Consider the following 19,568-nt stretch of genomic DNA (forward strand, 5'->3'; position numbering starts at 1 on the left):
CATTTCAGGCAACACGGTACGTCTGCAGGTGGATGCTGGTTTCGGACTGGCTGATCCCGCGGATCAGCCGGATGCGCTCTAGTACCTGAGACAGTTCCTGCAGATCGGCGGCGCGCAATTCGGCCAGCAGATCCCAGCGTCCGTTGGTGTCGTGCAGAGCGGCGACGCCCGGTTCGCCCAGCAGGCTGGCGATCACGGTGCGTGCCTCGTTGCCTTCCACCGTGATTCCCATCCAGGCGCGGATCGCCTGCGGCTGGACGTCGGGGCGCAGCCGGACGGTGTAGCCCACGATCAGGCCCGCGTCTTCCATGCGTCGCATGCGCTGGGTGACGGTGCCGCGCGCCACCCCCAGGCGCTTGGCCAGCGTGGCCACGCTGGTGCGCGCATCGGCGCGTAGCAGCCGGATCAGGGCCTGGTCCGTGGAATCAATGGCAAGATCCTTTGGCATTTTGCATGTTCCGGGATGTCATTTCGTCAATTTTAGGTCGAATGACACACATTGTTGACGATAGTTATTGGCGGCGACTTCGAACATACTGAATCCATCAGAAGGATTCTTCAGGAGACGGCCATGAAAACGCTGTTGACTTCGCCACCCCGGACACTTTTTCTGGATACCCATGATGTGGCCCGTCTGCTGGGTGTCATGGGTATGCCGGCCGCCTTGCGCACGTTGGTTGACAGCCTGAAGGCGGATTATCTGCGCTGGCCTGTGTTCGACAAGGCGGCGCGGATCGCGGCCTATTCGGAACAGGGCACGATCGAGCTGATGCCGATCACCGATGGCTCGCTGTACAGTTTCAAATGCGTCAACGGGCACCCAGGCAATGAACGCCACGGTCTGCCCACCGTTATGGCCATGGGGGCCCTGCTGGATTGCGATACCGGCATGATCCGCATGCTCAGCGAACTGACCCTGACCACCGCCCTGCGCACGGCGGCAACGTCCGTGCTTGCGGCCCGGGCGCTGGCGCGTCCGGACAGTCGTTCGATGGCCTTGATCGGCAATGGCGCGCAAAGCGATTTTCAGGCGATTGCCTTTCGCGCGCTGCTGGACATCGACGAGCTGCGTCTCTACGATATCGACCGTGGCGCATCGTTGCGCCTGCAAAACAACCTGCGAGCCAGCCAGCTGTCCGGGCCGCCGCTGCGGATCCGGATCTGTGACTCGGTGGCCCAGGCGCTGCGCGGCGCAGATATCGTCACGACGGTCACCGCCTATCAGGGACAGGAACGGGTGCTGACGGCCGACATGATCGAACCGGGCATGCACCTGAATGCCGTGGGCGGCGATTGCCCCGGCAAGACCGAACTGGATCCGGAGATCCTGCGGAGTGCCACCGTGTTCGTCGAGTTTCCGCCGCAGACCCGCAAGGAAGGCGAGATCCAGCAGATGCCGGCGGATTTTCCCGTCACGGAACTGTGGCGGGTGCTGGCGGGGCAGGTGCCTGGGCGCATCGATGATCGGCAGGTCACCGTATTCGATTCCGTGGGCTTTGCGCTGGAAGATTACTCCGCCTTGCGGTTCCTGCGGGCCGCGGCTTTGCAGCAGGGTATCGGCCGCTGGGTGGACGTCACACCGGGACAGAAGGATCCCCGGGATCTGTATGGCTGGCTGCTCGCTCAGGAACAGGTCGAACCGGTGCTCGACTGATAGCTGACGTCGGTCCGGCGCCCGGGTATCCTGTCCGGACCAGGGGCTTGGACGCCGACTGCAACTTTCAGGAGAGATCGTGACGACCGTCATTGGACTCATCGGAGCACCGACCGACATCGGCGCCGGAACCCGGGGCGCCTCCATGGGGCCGCAGGCCCTGCGCGTCGCGGGGCTGGCCGAGGCGTTGCGGCATCAGGGGTGTGATGTGATCGATACCGGTGACGTGTCGGGCCCGGCCAACCCTTGGCAGCCTGCTGTCCAGGGGCATCGCCACCTGCCGCAGGTGATCCAGTGGAATGCCCAGGTCTTCGAGGCGGTGTCCGTTCAGCTGGGCGCCGGCCGTCTGCCGCTGCTGCTGGGGGGGGACCACTGCCTGGCGGTCGGTTCGGTTGGTGCGGTAGCGCGTCATTGCCGCAGCCTGGGCCGGCCGTTGCGGGTGTTCTGGCTGGATGCGCATACGGATTTCAATACCGCGCAGCTGACGCCCAGCGGCAACGTGCATGGGATGCCGGTCGCCTGCCTGTGTGGATTCGGCCCGCGCGAACTGGTCGATCTGGGGGGGAGCGGCCCCGCGCTGCGCCCCGATGAACTGCGCATGATCGGTATTCGTAGCGTGGATGCGGGTGAGCGCCGGTTCGTCCACGAGCAGGGACTCGATATCTATGACATGCGCACCATCGACGAGCGCGGCATGCGCGCGGTCATGGAGGCCGCCCTGGACGGCCTGCCTGAACAGGCCCATATCCACGTCAGCTTCGACGTGGACTTCCTGGATCCGGATTATGCCCCGGGGGTGGGAACCACGGTGCGGGGCGGGCCGACCTGGCGTGAGGCACAGTTGTGCATGGAGATGCTGGCCGACACCGGGCAGGTGGGTTCCGTGGACATCGTGGAACTCAACCCGGCGCTCGATGTGCGCAACGGCACGGCGAAGGTCGCGGTCGAACTGATCGAGAGCCTGTTTGGGAAATCGACGCTGATCCGTCGCCGTTGAGTTTCAGCGCATCACGCGGTCGGCGGCCCGCAGACCGCTACGCACCGCGCCCTCCAGCACGGCCGGGTAGCCTGTGTCGGTCCAGTCGCCGGCCAATAGCAGTCCCGGCCAGGGCGTGATCGTTGTCGGCCGGCGCAGGCCTGGGACGGCATCAAAGGTCGCCCGCTTTTCCGTCACCAGCGCCTGTGCCTCGATGGAAGGCAAGGGGCGGGCAACCTGCGTCCGGATCTGGGACAGGATGCCTGTGGCGATATCGGCGGTGCTTCGATCCGCATAGCGATCCGCCGCGCTGACGACCACGTGGACCAGTCGTCGGTCCGCCGGGGATCGCGCGGTGGCGCTGCGGTCGAACAGCCATTGGCCCCAGGCCTCGCGATCCGGATCATCCCACAACAGCGCCATGGCATGGCCGGAGTCCCATGGCTGGCTCAGCCGCAGTGTCAGCGTACCGATGGCGGCGTGTTGTGGCACGGACCAGGCATCCAGGTACTGTGCGGCGCGCGGCAAGGGGCTGATCAGGCGACGGGCCTCGCCGGGTGGGACAGCCAGGATCACGTGGTCATAGGATTCGCCGTCGATGGACCATCGTCCGTCGGGCTCGGGCGACAATGCATGGACCCGGCGAAAGCGCACATGGTCGCCCAGCAGCGCGCAGGCCTGAGCCGGCCAGAGATCATGCAGCCGGGACCGGGGAATGTACAGGCGGCTTGCCTGGGCGTCGTGTCCCAGGCTGTCGCGCAGGACCCGGGCGAACAGCTGTGCCTGAGCGCGGGCGATATCCGTGTTGGTCGCGGCCAGGCACAGGGGACCCCAGAGACGCCGCAGCAACCCCGGCGGGCAGTCCAGCTGCCGCAGCCAGTGCGCCACTGTCGTCCATGGATCGATCGCGTCCGGATCGAGCGCGCACAGGACGCGCAGCAGGTGCCGGCGGCCGTGCCAGCCGTCCAGCCCTCGGCCGCCGATCAGGGCGCCCAGCCGGTGTGCTGGAGCGGGCAGGGGCCAGAAACGCAGGCGCAGCTGGCGGTCCGCGGACTGCAGGGCCAGCGGCTGCGCATGGCAGACGTCCTCGGGATCGACCCTCAACGATCGCATCAATCCCAGGGTTTCGCGGTAGGCGCCCAGCAGGAGATGCTGTCCGTTGTCGATCGACTGGCCAAGTGCCGGGGGATCGATCGGACGTGCCCGACCTCCGGCCTGGGGCGCGGCTTCGTAGATGTGGACCCGATGATTCGCCTGATGCAGATGCACGGCGGCGGCCAGCCCGGCCCACCCGGCCCCTACGACGGCTGTCTTCATGCCGCCAGACGGCGCACCAGCCCTCGGCCGCCGCCGACCCAGACCTTCCAGGCCAGCCAGAACTTCCGGATCGGCGTCAGCGCGATGCGCTGGTCCAGGACGTGCCAGCCGTCGCGTTCGATTTCGTCGAGCAGGGTCGCGTAGATGGCGGCCATCATCAGGCCAGGGCGCTGTGCGCGCCGGTCCGCTTCCGGCAGCAGGCGCATCGCGTCGCGGTACAGCTGGCGGGCGCGCAGCGTCTGCTGACGCATCAGGGCCTGGAAGGCTTCGGTGTAGTTTCCGTCGAGCACGTCGTCGACCGAGACGCCGTGTTGCGCCATCTCGTCGGCGGGCAGATAGATGCGGCCGCGCCGCGCATCGTCGCCGACATCGCGGATGATGTTCGTCATCTGGAAGGCTAGGCCGAGTGTTTCGGCGTATTCCAGCGTGCGCGGGTCGGTGTAGCCGAAGATGCTGGCCGACAGGTCGCCGACCACGCCAGCCGCGCGCCAGCAGTACTGGCGCAGGGATTCCCAGTCGGGATAACGGAACTGGTCCAGGTCCATTTCCATCCCTTCGATGACGGCGTAGAACGGATCCGGGCGCAGGCGGCAGGACTGGATGTGGCGGGCCAGTGCGACGGCGACCGGGTGGTCCGGTGTGCCGTCGAACATCAGTGCCACCTGGCCGCGCCACCAGGCAAGCTTCATGCGCGCGACCGAGGCCTCGCTGATTTCGTCGACGATATCGTCGATCTCGCGGCAGAAGGCATATAGGGCAGTAATGGCCCGTCGTTGCTCGGGCGGCAGGAACAGGAAGGAATAATAGAAGCTGGAGCCGCTCTGGGCGGCCTTCTGCTGGCAATACTCGTCAGGACTCATGATGGCTGGGGAAATCGATGGCCGGGCGGGGTCGGCGCAATGCGCGCCAGCATAGCAGGAAGCCGTCGCGGCGGGTCAGGATGGGCCGGTCGGTGAAAGGGTTGTATTGGCCGGCCGCCAGTTTTTCCAGGATGCGCAGTCCCCCATGAACGACCAGGCGTAATTCCAAACCGATGCGGCCCGGCAGGCGCCAGGCCAGCGGACTGCCGGTCAGCAGCGATCGGCGGGCCTGCTCGGCCTGCTCGCGCAGGACGGCTTGCCAGGCCGCCGGCACCTGCTGGGGCGGCGCGGCGCACAGCCCCTGCAGTCCCGGCAGCGTCACCTCGTGGCGGGCCAGGCAGTCCAGCGGGACATAGCAGCGGCCCTTGGCCTGATCCAAGGCAATGTCCTGGCAGAAGTTCACCCGCTGCAAGCCGGTGCAGATCGCGTCCGATTGCGCCAGATCGTCCATCGAGGTTGCGCCGAACAGATGCAGCATCAGCCGGCCGACCGGGTTGGCGGATCGCCGGCAGTAGTCCAGCAGGGCCGGTTCGTCGTCGTAGCTGACGACGCTCAGATCCTGTGTGAAGGCCGACAGCAGATCCAGGAACGGCTGGATGGGCAGCCCGTGCTGGGCGATGGTTCCGCTCAGGCGCTCGAACATCGCCCGGTCCTCGGGGGACAGCGGTGCGCGGATCGTCCGGTGGCTGCCGATGTCCTGGATGGCGGCGCGCCAGGTCTCCAGCGCATCCAGCCGCGCCTGGGGGCTGGCATTGCCCTCGTCGGCCAGATCGTCCGCACCTCGGGCGAAGGCGTACAGATCGCGCACCGCCGGTCGCAGCCGGGCGGGTAGCAGGATGGACGCGACGGGGAAGTTTTCGTAGTGATTGACGGCCATGATCCGGCAGTATACTGAGCCTCGGCAAACCGTTGGCCACGTCGGGCGAGGCATTCCGTGCTTCGCTGTTCTTGTTTTTTGGGGATTTCATGCCGCGTCCGATCCTCGCGACCATCGATACCACCGCTCTGGCTCACAATCTGCAAACCGTCGCCCGGCGACTGGGACAGGATACTTCCGGTGTGGGCACGCCGTCGATCTGGGCCGTCATGAAGGCGCGCGGATACGGCCACGGCATCGAGGCCGCCCTGCGCGGCTTCGAACAGGCCGACGGCTTGGCCATGCTCGATCTCGACGAGGCCGTGCGTTGTCGCGAACTGGGCTGGGCCGGGCCGCTGCTGCTGCTCGAAGGCTTTTTCGAACCCGCCGATCTGGACGTTCTGTCCCACTATCGTGTCGGCACCGCCATCCATTGCGCCGAACAACTCGATATGCTCGAATCCGGGCAAATAAGCGCGCCGATCGATGCGTTCGTGAAGTTGAATACCGGCATGCATCGGCTGGGTTTCCAGCCGGGTGAATACCAGGATGCATTCGTCCGCGCCCGGGCCCTGCGGGACGGCGGTGTGCTGGGGGCCGTGGGCAAGATGACCCATTTCGCGCGGGCCGACGATGATCCCGTCGTCACCCGGGATCAGCTCGACTGTTTCAACCGGGTGACCGAATCCCTGCCCGGACCGGTCAGCGTCTGCAATTCCGCGGCCACACTGACCCCCGGACTGGCTGCGGGGGTGCCGGGCGATTCGCAGTGGGTGCGTCCGGGCATTTGCCTGTATGGCGCGTCCCCTTTTGCCGACCGGCCCGCTGAATCCTTCGGTCTGCGGCCTGCCATGACACTCAGCACCCGGCTGATCAGCACCCACACCGTGCCGGCTGGTGGGGCCGTCGGCTATGGGCAGATCTTCCGCGCATCCACAGACATGCGCGTGGGCGTTGTTGCGTGCGGCTATGCCGACGGCTATCCGCGGCATGCCGTCACAGGGACACCGATCACCGTGGCCGGCGTGCGCACGCGGCTGGTCGGGCGTGTTTCCATGGACATGCTGGCCGTCGATCTGGATCCGGTCCCCGGGGCCGGTGTCGGCGCGCCGGTCGTGCTGTGGGGGCAGGGTGGTCCTTCCGTCGACGAGGTCGCGGCCTCGTGCGGTACCATCGGCTATGAACTTCTGTGTGCGGTGGCGCCGCGTGTGCCGCGCCGCGAGTTGTAATTCTGACCTCGAGGACCCCTCATGAAAAATAGCTGCGTGCTGGTCACTGGCGCGACCAAAGGGATCGGCTGGGCCGTCAGTCAGCGGCTGGCCGATCAGGGCTGTCATGTCGTGGGGCTGGCCCGCCATACCGCGGACATCGATTTCCCGGGCTATCTCTATGCCTGCGATCTGGCCAACGCGGGCGAAACGGAAGAACTGCTGCGGGTCATCCGGGAAAAATATCCTGTCGATGCGGTGGTGAACTGCGTCGGGCCGGTGATGCCGGAACTGCTCGGCGAGGTCGATCTGGCGTCGTTGTACCAGGCATTCGATCTGAACGTGCGGGTGGCCGTGCAGGCGGTGCAGGCCTTCGTGCCAGGCATGAAGGCGCGCAAGGCTGGCCGCATCGTCAATCTGTGCGGGCGCGCGGTCTATGGTTCGGTTGGCCATACCAGCTATTCGGCGGCCAAGAGCGCCTTGCTGGGGTGCACCCGGACCTGGGCACTGGAACTTGCGCCTTACGGAGTCACGGTCAATGCCGTATCCCCGGGGCCGGTCGAGACCAGCCTGTTTCGTGCGGAATGCCCGGTCGGCAGCGACGCCGAACGCGCCGTGCTGGCCAGCATTCCCATGGGACGCCTGGCCCAGGCCGACGAGGTCGCCGCCGCCGTGGTGTTCCTGCTTAGCGATCAGGCGGCGTTCATCACCGGACAGGAACTGGGCGTGGACGGCGGCGGCAGCCTGGCGGGCCGCTGATGGCCAAGGCTCGGACACTGTTTCTTTGTACCGATTGTGGCGGAACCAGCGCCAAATGGGAAGGCCGGTGCCCGCATTGCGGCGCCTGGAACACGCTGCAGGAAACCCGCGAATCCGCGACGGCGGCGACGCACCGCTTCGCCCCGCTGGCGGCGGCGACCCCGGTGCGGCGCCTGGCCGAGATCGAGGCGCGCGAGCAGGTCCGCAACCCGACCGGCATCGAGGAATTCGACCGGGTGCTGGGCGGGGGGCTGGTCGCGGGCGCCGTCGTGCTGATCGGCGGAGACCCGGGTATCGGCAAATCCACGCTGCTGCTGCAGGCGCTGGCCAGTCTGGCCGAGCGCGGCTCGGTGCTCTACGTCACCGGCGAGGAATCCGCCGAGCAGGTTGCCCTGCGGGCCCAGCGGTTGGGCGTCTCCGGCGAAGCCGTCGATCTGCTGGCTGAAATCCGGCTCGATCAGATCATCGGCACCCTGATGGATCGTCGGCCGGAGGTCGCCGTCATCGATTCCATCCAGACCCTATATTCCGGCGAGCTTTCGGCTGCGCCGGGTTCTGTGTCCCAGGTTCGCGAATGCGCGGCCCAACTGACGCGCGTGGCCAAACAGACCGGCATCACCCTGATCCTGATCGGCCACGTCACCAAAGACGGTGCGCTGGCCGGCCCCCGTGTGTTGGAACACATCGTCGATACAGTCCTGTACTTCGAAGGGGATACGCATTCGTCCTTCCGGCTGGTGCGCGCCATCAAGAACCGTTTTGGCGCGGTCAACGAACTGGGCGTGTTCGCCATGACAGACCGGGGTCTGCGCGGGGTCAGCAATCCGTCGGCCCTGTTCCTGGCGGGGCATTCACGACAAGTGGCCGGTTCCTGTGTCATGGCGACGCAGGAAGGCACGCGGCCGCTGCTGGTCGAGGTCCAGGCCCTGGTCGATACGGCCCACGTGCCCAATCCCCGGCGCCTGTCGGTCGGCCTGGAAGGCAGCCGGCTGGCGATGCTGCTGGCAGTGCTGCACCGTCACGCCGGCGTGGCGACCTTCGATCAGGATGTGTTCGTCAATGCGGTGGGCGGTGTGCGCATCATGGAGCCGGCGGCCGACCTGGCCGTGGCGCTCGCGATCCTGTCCTCCATGCGTGACCAACCGCTGCCGTCGGGGTTGCTGGCGTTTGGCGAGATCGGCCTGGCCGGCGAGGTCCGCCCCGCGCCCCGGGGGCAGGAACGTCTTCGTGAGGCGGCCAAGCTGGGCTTCGGGATCGCCATCGTGCCGCGCGCCAATCTGCCCCGTCAGCCCATCGAGGGCCTGGAGATCCGGGCGGTGGACCGCGTCGAGGACATGCTGGGTGTGCTGCATTGATGGACGCCGGCAATGGTAGATAGCCTCTGGCTGATTCCCGCCTGCCTGGCGGTGGGCGGGATCATTGGGTTCTCTGGCGGGGTGCTGGGTATCGGGGGCGGGCTTTTCGCCATCCCGCTGCTGGGGCTGGTGCTGGGCTACGAACAGCAGGCGGCCCAGGGGACGGCGCTGATCATGGTGCTGCCCGCCGTGCTGCTGACGGTGCGCAAATATCACCAGCGCGCGCCCATCGACCTGCGCTCGGCGGCGGCGGGGGCGGCGGGATCGATCGTGTTCACCTGGATCGGCGCTCAGATTGCGCTGGGCATCGACCCTTGGTTGCTGCGCCGCATCTATGCGGGTTTCGTGTTCCTCATCGCGCTGTTCTATTTCCGCGAGAGCCTGGGGCGCAAGGCGCGTTCACGTCCGGCCAGCCATTTCCGCGAGGTCGGCCAAGTGCGTCGCCTCTGGTATTTTCTGGTGGGGATCTTCGCCGGGTTGACCGGCGGCATCTTCGGGGTCGGGGGATCGGTCCTGGCCGTGCCCTTCATGACAACCTTGTTCCGTTTGCGCCAGACCTCCGCGCAGGCGCTGGCCCTGACCATGATCGTGCCGGGAACCTTCGTGGCGCTGGCAACCTACGCCTGGCATGGCCAGGCACATGGCCTGGTCGGGATCCCGCTGGCACTGGGCAGCCTGCTGTGCGTGCCCTACGGGGTGCGTCTGGCGTATTCCCTGCCCGAAGCACGCCTGAAGCTCATCTTCGCGTGCATGCTGTTGCTCATCATGGGCCTGCTGCTGGCCCGGGGGGCGTCATGAAGCCACTGCCGGCAGGCTGGGTCCGGCGGCCGTTTCCCGGCGGCGTCCTGTGCGTGCCCGAACGCCTGGCGGCTGCAGCCGGGCGGACATGGTTCGACCCGGCACGTCCTGGCGCGCTGCCGGTGGGCGAGGGCGGTCGTCAGGCCGCGTGGTTCGTCGATGGCGACCACGGACCAGCCGTCTTGCGCCATTACCGGCGTGGCGGCCTGCGTGCCCGTCTGGGTCGCGAATCCTATCTGTGGCTGGGTGCGGCGCGGGTACGCGCCCTGGCCGAAGTCCGCGCACTGGTCCATCTGCGCAGTGCCGGCGTGCGCGTTCCGGAACCCCTGGGCGCCGCCTACTGGCGCTCCGGCCTGTTCTATCGCAACGCGATCCTGATCGCCCGGATCGCCGGGGCCAGGGCGCTGGCCGGCCGGCTGGATCAGGCCGACCCTGCAGCGGTGGCGCGGGCGATCGGCGCCATGCACGCCGCGGGCGTCCTGCACGCCGACCTGAACGCCTACAACATTCTGTTCGATGATCGCGACCAGGTCTGGCTCATCGATTTCGACCGTGCGCGACTCGTTGTGGTGTCCTCGGAACAGCGGCGTAAAAACCTGTTGCGTCTGAGGCGGTCTTTGGTTAAGGTAGCCGGCGCGCGCGGAGCGCAGTGGTGGGATGCTCTGGATTTGGCATATCGACGGTTCGCCGGCTGACGGCGGGTGTTGCCCGGTCCCGTCCTGAGGATCCCCTTGTTGACCTTTATGAGGGACCTTGCCATGAAATTCGGCACCGTGCATGCCCTGTTGGCCACCGCCGCGTTGATCGCAGCCGGGGCGGCCTGCTCCCAGGATCGTGTCGTCAATGTCTACAACTGGGCCGAATACACCGCGCCCGACACTCTGCCCGGCTTCGAGAAGACGACCGGCATCAAGGTGCGCTACGACGTCTACGATACCAACGACACATTGCAGGCCAAGCTGCTGACGGGCAAATCGGGTTATGACGTGGTCGTTCCGTCCACGCACTATGCCGCCCGCCAGATCCAGGGCGGCCTGTTCCAGAAGCTGGACCGCTCGAAGATCCCGAACTGGAAGCATCTGGACCCGGACCTGATGGCCCTGGTCGCCACGGTCGATCCCGGCAATCAGTACCTGGTGCCCTGGGGCTATGGCACCAACGGCCTGGGGTACAACGTGACCAAGGTGCGCGAGATCATGGGTGCCGATGCGCCGCTGAATTCCTGGGACATGCTGTTCAAGCCGGAAAATGCCGCCAAACTGCAGTCTTGCGGGATCTCCATGCTGGACGAGGCCGCGCAGGTTTTCCCGGCGGCGCTGCACTACCTGGGCAAGGACCCCAACAGCAGCGACCCGAAGGACTACGAGGCCGCCCTGGCGCTGCTCAAGTCCATCCGGCCCTATATCCGCCAGTTCAGTTCCTCGGGCTACATCGACGAGCTGGCCTCGGGCGGGCTGTGCATGGTCTACGGCTTTTCCGGGGACGTCATGATCGCGTCCTCGCGGGCGCGCGAAGCGAAGAAGTCCTACGCGATCGACTATTACATCCCCCAGGGCGGCGCGCCGGTGTGGTTCGACACCATGGCCATCCCCAAGAGCGCGGAGCACGTGGATGAGGCCCATGCCTTCATCAACTATATCGAGACCCCGCAGGTGCACGCGGCCATCACCAACACCATGTTCTATCCCAATGCCAACAAAGAAGCGCGGAAGTACGTGGTCAAGGAAGTCGCCGAGAACCCCATGATCTATCCCTCGCCGGAAGTGTCGCGCACGCTGTTCGTGATCAAGCCGCAACCCATGAATATCCTGCGCCTGCAGACGCAGATGTGGGCGCAGCTCAAGACCGGGCGCTGACGGCCGTGGCGGATCCGCGAGGCATGCCTCGCCAGGGCGAGGCCGATGACTTCGTGCGCATCGAAGATGTCGTGAAGATCTTCGGCGACACGGTGACCGTGAAGTCCGTCAGCCTGTCGGTGCGCCGGCACGAGATCTTCGCGCTGCTGGGCAGCTCGGGCTGCGGCAAATCGACGCTGCTGCGCATGCTGGCGGGTTTCGAGGAACCCACTTCCGGGCGCATCGTCCTGGATGACGAGGATATCACCAGCCTGCCGCCGTATCGCCGGCCGGTGAACATGATGTTCCAGTCCTACGCGCTGTTCCCGCATATGACGGTGGAGGCCAACGTGGCCTTCGGCCTGAAGCAGGAAGGCGTGCCGCGCCACGAGATTCACGAGCGCGTCTTCGAGGCTCTGGATCTGGTACAGATGGCCGGCTATGCGCGGCGCAAGCCGCATCAGCTGTCTGGCGGCCAGCAGCAGCGCGTGGCGCTGGCCCGCAGTCTGGTGAAACGCCCCAAGCTGCTGCTGCTCGACGAGCCTATGTCGGCGCTGGACAAACAGATCCGGCAGGCCACGCAGATCGAGCTGGTGAAGATCCTGAATCAGGTGGGTGTCACCTGCATCATGGTCACCCACGATCAGGAAGAGGCCATGACCATGGCCAGCCGCCTGGCGGTCATGACCGAAGGGCAGATCGTGCAATGTGGCACGCCGCACGACGTGTATGCCTTTCCCAGTACCCGTTTCGTGGCGGGGTTCATCGGTTCGACCAATCTGTTCACCGGTACTATCGTGGTGGACGAGCCCGACCATGTGCTGATCGGGACCGATGCGCTGAGCCGCCCGTTGTACGTCAGCCATGGCATCAGCGAACCCCTGGGGATGGAGGTCCACGTCTCGATCCGGCCAGAGCAGATCCGGGTGGGGCGTCAGGCTCCGGAATCCGAATCGAACTGGGGACACGGCATGGTCTCGCACGTGGCGTGGATGGGCAGCTATGCCCGCTATCAGATCCGCCTGGACGCCGGCCAGACCATCGAAGCCAGCGTGCCCAGCCTGGACTGGAGCCAGGCGGATGCGCCCGGGGTCGATGAGGAAGTCTACGTCACCTGGTCTCATGATGCCGGTACTGTTCTGGCATCGTGACGGCCGGCGGATGCCGGTTTTCCGATTCCGCATGCCTACGATGACAAGGCGTTCCGCCCGAGAGGACAGGTCATGAATCTGAATTTTCCCGGCCGTCGTCCCAGCGCGCGTCAATGGGCCATCGCCGTGCCCTTTGCCTGGCTGGCGCTGTTTCTGCTGCTGCCCTTCCTGCTGGTCCTGAAGATCAGTTTTTCGGATCTGCAGTTCGGCATTCCGCCCTACCTGCCGATCGCCACGCTGCAGGATCACACCGTGTCGCTGGCGCTGCACCTGCGCGGCTACGTGCTGCTGTTCACCGACAACCTGTACGCGGCGGTGTACCTGAATTCGGTGAAGATGGCGCTGGTCACCACGATCTGCTGCATCCTGATCGGCTATCCGATGGCCTATCACATCGCGAGGTCCCGCCCGGAGATCCGCAACCTGTTGCTGCTGGGGGTGATCCTGCCGTTCTGGACCTCGCTGCTGCTGCGGGTCTACGCCTGGGTGGGAATCCTGCGCAATGACGGGCTGCTGAATCACCTGCTGATGGGGTTGGGGCTGGTCGATGCCCCGCTGGAGATCTACCGCACCGATCTGGCCGTTTATATCGGCCTGGTCTATGCCTATCTGCCGTTCTTCATCCTGCCGCTCTACGCCAATCTGGTGAAGCTGGATGAACGCCTGCTGGAAGCCGCCTACGACTTGGGCGCCAGACCGTGGCGGGCGTTTTTCCAGATCACGTTGCCTCTGTCCATGCCGGGGGTGATTGCTGGCGCCATGCTGGTGTTCATTCCGTCGGTCGGCGAATATGTGATCCCGGAAATGCTGGGCGGGGCTAATACCCTGATGATGGGGCGCGTCATGTGGAATGAATTCTTCAATAACGCCGACTGGCCGATGGCGGCGGCCGTGACCTGCGTCATGGTACTGCTCCTGCTGGTGCCGTTGTCGATCTTCCAGTACAACCAGGCCCGCCAGCTGGCCGACCGGAGGGCGTGATGCGGCGTTCGTCCTGGTTCCGCTTCGCCTCGCTGACAATCGGCTACAGCTTCCTGTACGTGCCGATCGCCTGCCTGATGGTGTTTTCCTTCAACGACTCCACGCTGATGAATTCCTGGTCCGGGTTTTCCTTGCGCTGGTATGCGTCGCTGTTCCAGGACCAGGCCCTGCTGTCGGCGGCGCGCCTGTCGCTCGTCATCGCCCTGTTGACGGCGACCGCGGCGGTGGTCATCGGCACCTGGGCGGGCTACGTGCTGGCCCGGATGGGACGCTTCCGGGGTTTCGGGTTGTACATCGGCATGCTCAGCGCGCCGCTGGTCATGCCCGAGGTCGTGCTGGGGATCTCGCTGCTGCTGATGTTCGTGGAGCTGTCCAAGGTGATCGGCTGGCCCGACGGCAACGGCATGTTCACCATCTGGGTCGGACACGTGACGCTGTGCACGGCCTACGTCGCGGTCATCATCCAGTCGCGCGTGCGCGACCTGGACCGTTCTCTGGAAGAAGCCGCTCTGGATCTGGGCGCTTCGCCGTTGCGGGTGTTCTTCGTCATCACGCTGCCGCTGATCGCTCCCGCGCTGATGGCCGCGTGGCTGCTGGCCTTCACCCTCTCGCTCGATGACGTGGTGGTGGCGGCGTTCCTGTCGGGGCCCGGCTACACCACGCTGCCGCTTGAAGTCTTTTCCCGCGTGCGCCTGGGTCTGAAGCCGGAGATCAACGCCCTGGCGACCCTGTTCATGGTGGTGGTCGGTGTGATCGTCGTCGCGGTCAACCGGATGCGGATCCAGGCCGCAAAGCGGGGGGCGGGGTAGGTAGTTGGAGCGGCCCTGCGCAGACCGTGGGGTCAGGCCAGAAAATCGACCTTTCCCGTGCCCAGCCGGTAGATGCCGCCGACGATCCGCAGCGCCCCGGCCTGGTGCGCCTTGTCGATGATGGTCGATTTCCCGGTCAGATCGGCCATGCCCTGGCGGACGTTCTGTTCGGTGGCGGCTTCCAGAAGCCCGCTTGACGGGTTGCCGGCCTTTTTCACGACCGGCACCAGTGTCGTCACCAGCGACTGGATATGGCCGGGATACTGAGTCTGCTCCGTCACCGCTTTCACCGCCGCATTTCTCGTGGCCCAGCACGAGGATCGTGGGCACGGCCAGCACCGCAACGGCATATTCCAGGCTGCCCAGCATGTCATCGCTGACGAAATTCCCCGCGACCCGGGCGACGAACAGGTCGCCCCGGGCGCTGTCGAAGGCGTATTCGGGCGCGACGCGCGAATCCGCGCAGCTCAGGATGGCGGCATAGGGGTTCTGCCCGCCTGCCAGCGCCGCGCGCTCGTGGGCGAAGTCGTGCCGCTTTGTGACGCCCGAGACGTAGCGCTGGTTGCCCTCGATCAGACGTTTGACCGCGTCGTCCGGCGATATCGCGTTTCCGGGTTTCGGCAGCCCGGCCGCCCGAGCCGTGGTGCCGATCATGCCATTGAGGCCGGCGGATGCCGTCAGGGCCAGGGCCAACGCGGCCGATGAGCGCAGAAACTGACGTCGGGATGCCTCTGGCGCGTGAGAGCAGGATGGCGAATTGCACATGAGACTTCCCCTCGAAATCGGTTGGGCGGATTGTGTTTTTGTTGCGGAAATTTCGATGCTTCAAGGAACGCGGATGAGGCCCACAGATAGTACTTGTTCCTTTCGTGGACGCAAACCTTAAAATACGGGGTCTTTCTGAAACTCCTCCGGATATTTGCCATGCTGACCCAGGACGAACTCAAACAGCAGGTGGCCCAGGCCGCCCTCGATTATGTGCTGCCGCTGTTGTGGCCCGACAGCATTCTGGGGGTGGGGACGGGTTCCACCGTGGATCGTTTCATTGATCTGCTGGCGGCGCACCGTCAGGCTTTCCGTGCCGCCGTGTCCAGTTCCGAACGCAGCACCCAGCGGCTGCGGGCGGCCGGCATCGCGGTGCTGGATCTGAACGAGGTGCCGTCCATGGCGCTGTATGTGGACGGTGCCGACGAGATTGACGGGCAGCTGAACATGATCAAGGGCGGGGGCGGCGCGCTGACCCGCGAAAAGATCGTGGCCTCGGTGGCTGACCGCTTCGTCTGTATCGTGGACGAGTCCAAGCTGGTCGAGCAACTGGGCGGCTTTCCCTTGCCAATCGAAGTCATCCCGCTGGCCCGCGAGGCTGTCGCCCGCGAGGTCCGTCAACTGGGCGGTCAGCCGCGCCTGCGCGAGGGCTTCACGACCGACAACGGCAACCAGATTCTGGATGTGTCCGGCCTGCGCTACGGCGATCCAGCCGCGTTCGAGGCCATGCTGAACAATATCCCCGGTGTGGTTTGCTGCGGCCTTTTTGCCATTTCGGGCGCGCAGGTGGCGCTGGTGGCCGGGCAGCAGGGGGTCTCACGGCTGGAACTGCAGGACGAGTAAGACCATTCCATCGCCCTGTATGACGGGGTTCCGTGCCGCTGGCCGGCACGGAACATGACCTCGTAGTCTGTCACATCTGTGTCATATGGCGCTGCTATGCTGCCAAGAGCCGTGATCGTAGCGAGTCCGGGCTGATTTCCAGCTCGCCGCCGACGTTCTTTCCAAGAGGCAGGCGTGATGGTACGCTGTGCCCTCGTTGAATGTGCCTGAAGCGGCAGGCAGACAGGGGTACCCCATGCTGGAACACACCAACAAACAATTTCACAGCGAGCTCGAAACCACGCGATCCATGTTCCTGCAGATGGGCGGGCTGGTCGAATCCATGGTGCTCGACGGCATCCAGGCCTTGTCCGGGGGCGAAATGCAGCTGGTTGATCGGGTGCGCGAACACGAGCGCCAGGTCAACCAGTTCGAGATCGACATCGACGAGCGCATCGGCCAGTTGATCGCACGCAACCAGCCCACTGCGGTGGACCTGCGCTTGCTGCTGTCGGTGTCCAAGATGCTGACCGACATGGAACGCTGTGGCGACGAGGCGGAAAAAATCGCCAAAGTCGCCCGGCGCCTGCACGAGGGCGATCCCTCCTACGAACCGGTGGTCGAGTTGCGGCACATGGCCGATGCCGTGGCGGCGATGATCCGGGCCGCGCTCGACGCCTTTGCCCGCGAGGATCCCGTGGCGGCGGCGCAGGTCGTGCGCAACGACAAGGACGTGGACAAGGAATGGAAGGCGTCCCTGCGGCACATCATTACCTACATGATCGAGGATCCGCGCACGATCTCGCATTCCATCGATCTGATCTTCGTCGCCCGAGCGCTCGAGCGTATCGGTGACCACGCGAAGAACATGGCCGAACGTGTCATCTATATGGTACGCGGCGACGACGTCCGGCACACGGGGGTCACCAACACCGAGCGGATGGCGCGCGGCGAGCCGCTCGAACCCAAGGACCCGACGCAGGAATGAGCCGGACGGACACCCCGCTCGCGCAGCGTGCGGCGGGGTGGTTCATGCCCGAGCGGTATGTGGACGGGTCAGGCTGAAGGGGGCACGTAGCCCTGGGCCTCGACGTCCTGGTCGTCGAACAGGAATGCCTGCATGCGTCCGGCCAGGAATTTGCGTGCATCAGGATCGGCCAGGCTAAGATGGTTTTCGTTGACCAGGCGGGTCTGGATATCCAGCCATTTGGCCCAGGCATCCTTCGAGATCTCGCGCCAGATCCTGACGCCAAGATCGCCGGGATAGGGCGGGTAGTCCAGGCCCTGGGCCTCGCGTTTCAGTTTGTGGCATTGGATCATGCGTGCCATGGTCGGGGTCTCTGGTTGAAAGGCAAAGAAGCATTGTAGGTCAGAACCTGTCTCAACCCGTCCCTCCAGTCGCGCTCCAGCGGCCCCAGCAGTGACTCCAGCCGGGCACAGTCCAGACGGCTGTTGGCTGGGCGCGGTTCGGGAGACGGCCAATCCGCCGAGCCGATGGCCTCGAGCACCGGGATGCGCCCGATCAAGCCCAGATCGTGGGCCTGGGTGAAGATCTCCCGTGCGAATCCGTACCAGCTGACCCAGGGCGAACCCGCGAAGTGATACACCCCGCCGGGGATGCCTGCAGCCGGTTCCGTGGACCACCGCGCCCCCATTGGGCTGGAAGATTCGCCCTGGGGGGCCTTGATCGTGGGCACGACGGCGAGCCTGGTCAGTCTGTCCAGCGCCTGGGCCAGGTGTCCCGCCCAGGTGGGTCCGCCGATCTGGTCGTCGATGATGCGCAATCGATCGTGCTGCGCGCCCAGCCGCAGCATGGTGTGCACGAAATTCGTTCCCCAGGCGCTGAATACCCAACTGGTGCGCAGCACGATCGCGTCGGGGGCGGCACGCAGAACGGCCTGTTCGCCCAGCCACTTGCCGCGGCCGTAGGTGTTCAGGGGCGCGACCGGATCGGTTTCCCGGTAAGGGCGGTCCGCGCGGCCGTCAAAGACATAATCGGTCGAGACATGCAGCAGGCGGATACCCCGTTCGTGGCAATGCCGGGCCAGCAGCCCCGGCGCCTGGGCGTTGATTGCCATCGCCAGTTCCGGTTCGCTGGCGGCCCGGTCCACTGCCGTGTAGGCGGCTGCGTTGATCAGGCAGTCGGCCGGATGCGCGTCCAGCCAATGGACAATGGCGTCGTTATCGGTGATGTCCAGGTCCGCCCGCGATGCAAAGATGTACCCGGTGTCGGTGTGCGGATCCGCCAGTGCCCGCAGGGATCGGCCCAGCTGGCCGTCACCGCCCGTGACCAGCACACGGGGGGCGCGCCCCCGATGCGCGGCCGATGTCATCGGGACGCGGCCTTGCCGGATCCCGATGACCCCAGTCCCAGCCGCTCGCGCTGATAGCTGCCGTCCTGGACCCGACGGCTCCAGTCGCGGTGGGTCAGATACCACCGTACGGTCTTACGCAGGCCGCTGGCGAAGGTTTCCCGAGGCGACCAGCCCAGTTCGCGCTGGATTTTCCCTGCGTCAATGGCATAGCGCAGGTCATGACCCGGACGGTCGGCGACGTGGGTAATCAGGTCGGCGTATTGGTTCACGCCGGCCGGGTGTTCGGGGGCGAGCTCATCGAGCAAGTCGCAGATTGCCCGGACCACGTCGATGTTGCGCTGCTCGTTGTGGCCGCCGATGTTGTAGGTTTCCCCCGGCAAGCCGGCTTCCACGACCCGCAGCAGGGCTCGGGCGTGATCCTCGACGTACAGCCAGTCGCGGACCTGCAGCCCTTGGCCATAGACGGGCAGGGGTTTGCCGTCCAGGGCGTTGAGGATCACCAGCGGAATCAGCTTTTCCGGGAAATGATAGGGCCCGTAGTTGTTCGAGCAGTTCGTCACCAGGACGGGCAGGCCGTAGGTGCGGTGCCAGGCGCGCACCAGGTGGTCGGATCCCGCCTTGCTGGCGGAATAGGGCGAACTGGGCGCGTAGGGGGTCGTTTCGGTGAACAGGTCGTTCGTGCCGTGCAGGTCGCCATAGACCTCGTCGGTGGAAATGTGATGGAAGCGGAACAACGCGCGTGATTCGGCGCCCAGCCCGTTCCAGTACCGGCGTGTCGCTTCCAGCAGGGTGTAGGTGCCGACCATGTTGGTCTGGACGAAGGCTGCCGGCCCATCGATCGAGCGGTCCACGTGGGATTCGGCTGCCAGATGCATGACGGCGTCGGGCCGGTGCCGTGCGAACGCGCTGGCGAGCCCCGCTGCGTCGCAGATGTCCAGCTGTTCGAAGGCGTAGCGGGGGCTGTCGGCCACGGGGGCCAGGGATTCCAGGTTGCCCGCGTACGTCAGCTTGTCCACGTTGACCACGGCGTGGTCCGTTTCGGTCAGGACATGACGGATCAGGGCCGAGCCGATGAAGCCAGCCCCTCCGGTGACGAGAATTTTCATG

21 protein-coding genes and 1 pseudogene are annotated in these 19,568 nt (G+C 65.7%); 13 read left to right on the forward strand and 9 right to left on the reverse strand.

Translation table 11 applies throughout. From position 1 onward, the window contains the following. Positions 1-4: 4 nt before the first annotated feature. Positions 5-430, reverse strand: coding sequence for an Lrp/AsnC family transcriptional regulator (locus tag ABCV34_RS02305; RefSeq protein WP_345798669.1), 426 nt, complete (start codon positions 428-430; stop codon positions 5-7). Positions 431-571: 141 nt separating this feature from the next. Here ABCV34_RS02305 and ABCV34_RS02310 point away from each other — a divergent pair, with 141 nt between their 5' ends. Together ABCV34_RS02310 and rocF are read left to right on the forward strand one after the other, a co-directional pair. Continuing rightward, positions 572-1,654, forward strand: coding sequence for an ornithine cyclodeaminase (locus ABCV34_RS02310; protein ID WP_345797652.1), 1,083 nt, complete (start codon positions 572-574; stop codon positions 1,652-1,654). Between the two features lie 79 nt (positions 1,655-1,733). After that, on the forward strand, positions 1,734-2,651 hold the full coding sequence (gene rocF / locus ABCV34_RS02315; RefSeq protein ID WP_345797653.1) for an arginase: 918 nt from the start codon (positions 1,734-1,736) through the stop codon (positions 2,649-2,651). Between the two features lie 3 nt (positions 2,652-2,654). Here rocF and hpnE read toward each other — a convergent pair whose 3' ends face one another. The 3 genes from hpnE to hpnC are packed head-to-tail and all read right to left on the reverse strand — an operon-like array spanning position 2,655 to position 5,684. Beyond that, the gene (gene hpnE / locus ABCV34_RS02320) at positions 2,655-3,947 is read right to left on the reverse strand and encodes a hydroxysqualene dehydroxylase HpnE (RefSeq protein ID WP_345797654.1); all 1,293 of its coding nucleotides are present in this window, start codon (positions 3,945-3,947) and stop codon (positions 2,655-2,657) included. Beyond that, positions 3,944-4,807 carry a presqualene diphosphate synthase HpnD gene (gene hpnD / locus ABCV34_RS02325; RefSeq protein WP_345797655.1) on the reverse strand — a complete coding sequence of 288 codons (864 nt, stop codon included), beginning with the start codon at positions 4,805-4,807 and terminating at the stop codon, positions 3,944-3,946. The genes hpnE and hpnD overlap by 4 nt, the downstream gene beginning before the upstream one ends. Continuing rightward, positions 4,797-5,684 (reverse strand): squalene synthase HpnC, encoded by an 888-nt coding sequence (gene hpnC / locus ABCV34_RS02330; RefSeq protein WP_345797656.1) that lies wholly within the window; start codon positions 5,682-5,684, stop codon positions 4,797-4,799. The genes hpnD and hpnC overlap by 11 nt, the downstream gene beginning before the upstream one ends. An 89-nt stretch (positions 5,685-5,773) precedes the next feature. Here hpnC and alr point away from each other — a divergent pair, with 89 nt between their 5' ends. The 9 genes from alr to ABCV34_RS02375 all read left to right on the forward strand — a co-directional run bounded on the left by alr (position 5,774) and on the right by ABCV34_RS02375 (position 14,559). Beyond that, complete coding sequence (gene alr, locus ABCV34_RS02335; RefSeq protein ID WP_345797657.1) at positions 5,774-6,892, forward strand: alanine racemase; 1,119 nt, start codon at positions 5,774-5,776, stop codon at positions 6,890-6,892. Between the two features lie 21 nt (positions 6,893-6,913). Next, on the forward strand, positions 6,914-7,630 hold the full coding sequence (locus tag ABCV34_RS02340) for an SDR family oxidoreductase (protein ID WP_345797658.1): 717 nt from the start codon (positions 6,914-6,916) through the stop codon (positions 7,628-7,630). Continuing rightward, positions 7,630-8,985 carry a DNA repair protein RadA gene (gene radA, locus ABCV34_RS02345; RefSeq protein ID WP_345797660.1) on the forward strand — a complete coding sequence of 452 codons (1,356 nt, stop codon included), beginning with the start codon at positions 7,630-7,632 and terminating at the stop codon, positions 8,983-8,985. Before ABCV34_RS02340 ends, radA begins: the two co-directional genes overlap by 1 nt. Before the next feature lie 12 nt (positions 8,986-8,997). After that, positions 8,998-9,783, forward strand: a complete 786-nt coding sequence (locus ABCV34_RS02350; RefSeq protein ID WP_345797661.1) for a sulfite exporter TauE/SafE family protein — start codon at positions 8,998-9,000, stop codon at positions 9,781-9,783. Further along, positions 9,780-10,478 carry a 3-deoxy-D-manno-octulosonic acid kinase gene (locus tag ABCV34_RS02355; protein WP_345797663.1) on the forward strand — a complete coding sequence of 233 codons (699 nt, stop codon included), beginning with the start codon at positions 9,780-9,782 and terminating at the stop codon, positions 10,476-10,478. Before ABCV34_RS02350 ends, ABCV34_RS02355 begins: the two co-directional genes overlap by 4 nt. 63 nt (positions 10,479-10,541) lie before the next feature. Further along, entirely contained in the window at positions 10,542-11,639 is a 1,098-nt protein-coding gene (locus ABCV34_RS02360) for a polyamine ABC transporter substrate-binding protein (protein WP_345797664.1), read from the forward strand. A gap of 23 nt (positions 11,640-11,662) precedes the next feature. Then, positions 11,663-12,769, forward strand: a complete 1,107-nt coding sequence (potA, locus tag ABCV34_RS02365) for a polyamine ABC transporter ATP-binding protein (protein WP_345798670.1) — start codon at positions 11,663-11,665, stop codon at positions 12,767-12,769. Positions 12,770-12,841: 72 nt separating this feature from the next. After that, entirely contained in the window at positions 12,842-13,750 is a 909-nt protein-coding gene (locus tag ABCV34_RS02370) for an ABC transporter permease subunit (protein ID WP_345797665.1), read from the forward strand. Further along, positions 13,750-14,559: an ABC transporter permease subunit gene (locus ABCV34_RS02375; protein WP_345797666.1), complete on the forward strand. Its 810-nt coding sequence runs from the start codon at positions 13,750-13,752 to the stop codon at positions 14,557-14,559. Before ABCV34_RS02370 ends, ABCV34_RS02375 begins: the two co-directional genes overlap by 1 nt. 32 nt (positions 14,560-14,591) lie before the next feature. On the opposite strand, the gene ABCV34_RS02380 is transcribed toward ABCV34_RS02375, so the two are convergent. Next, positions 14,592-14,849, reverse strand: a complete 258-nt coding sequence (locus ABCV34_RS02380) for a carbonic anhydrase (protein ID WP_345797668.1) — start codon at positions 14,847-14,849, stop codon at positions 14,592-14,594. A 58-nt stretch (positions 14,850-14,907) separates the two neighbouring features. After that, positions 14,908-15,324: pseudogene (locus ABCV34_RS02385) on the reverse strand (carbonic anhydrase); the annotation flags it as partial. A 159-nt stretch (positions 15,325-15,483) separates the two neighbouring features. Between ABCV34_RS02385 and rpiA the strand changes: the two are divergent. Next, positions 15,484-16,167 (forward strand): ribose-5-phosphate isomerase RpiA, encoded by a 684-nt coding sequence (gene rpiA / locus ABCV34_RS02390; protein WP_345797670.1) that lies wholly within the window; start codon positions 15,484-15,486, stop codon positions 16,165-16,167. Between the two features lie 235 nt (positions 16,168-16,402). Continuing rightward, positions 16,403-17,134 carry a phosphate signaling complex protein PhoU gene (phoU, locus tag ABCV34_RS02395; protein ID WP_345797672.1) on the forward strand — a complete coding sequence of 244 codons (732 nt, stop codon included), beginning with the start codon at positions 16,403-16,405 and terminating at the stop codon, positions 17,132-17,134. A gap of 68 nt (positions 17,135-17,202) precedes the next feature. Here phoU and ABCV34_RS02400 read toward each other — a convergent pair whose 3' ends face one another. From ABCV34_RS02400 to rfbB, 3 genes are read right to left on the reverse strand one after another with little or no spacing between them, the layout of a single operon-like run. Beyond that, entirely contained in the window at positions 17,203-17,475 is a 273-nt protein-coding gene (locus tag ABCV34_RS02400; RefSeq protein WP_345797673.1) for an oxidative damage protection protein, read from the reverse strand. Further along, positions 17,463-18,479, reverse strand: coding sequence for a dTDP-4-dehydrorhamnose reductase (gene rfbD / locus ABCV34_RS02405; RefSeq protein WP_345797674.1), 1,017 nt, complete (start codon positions 18,477-18,479; stop codon positions 17,463-17,465). Before rfbD ends, ABCV34_RS02400 begins: the two co-directional genes overlap by 13 nt. Beyond that, entirely contained in the window at positions 18,476-19,567 is a 1,092-nt protein-coding gene (rfbB, locus tag ABCV34_RS02410; protein WP_345797675.1) for a dTDP-glucose 4,6-dehydratase, read from the reverse strand. Before rfbB ends, rfbD begins: the two co-directional genes overlap by 4 nt. Between the last annotated feature and the right edge of the window lies 1 nt (position 19,568).

This window comes from Castellaniella sp. MT123 (assembly GCF_039614765.1).
In the GTDB taxonomy this organism is placed as follows: domain Bacteria; phylum Pseudomonadota; class Gammaproteobacteria; order Burkholderiales; family Burkholderiaceae_B; genus Castellaniella.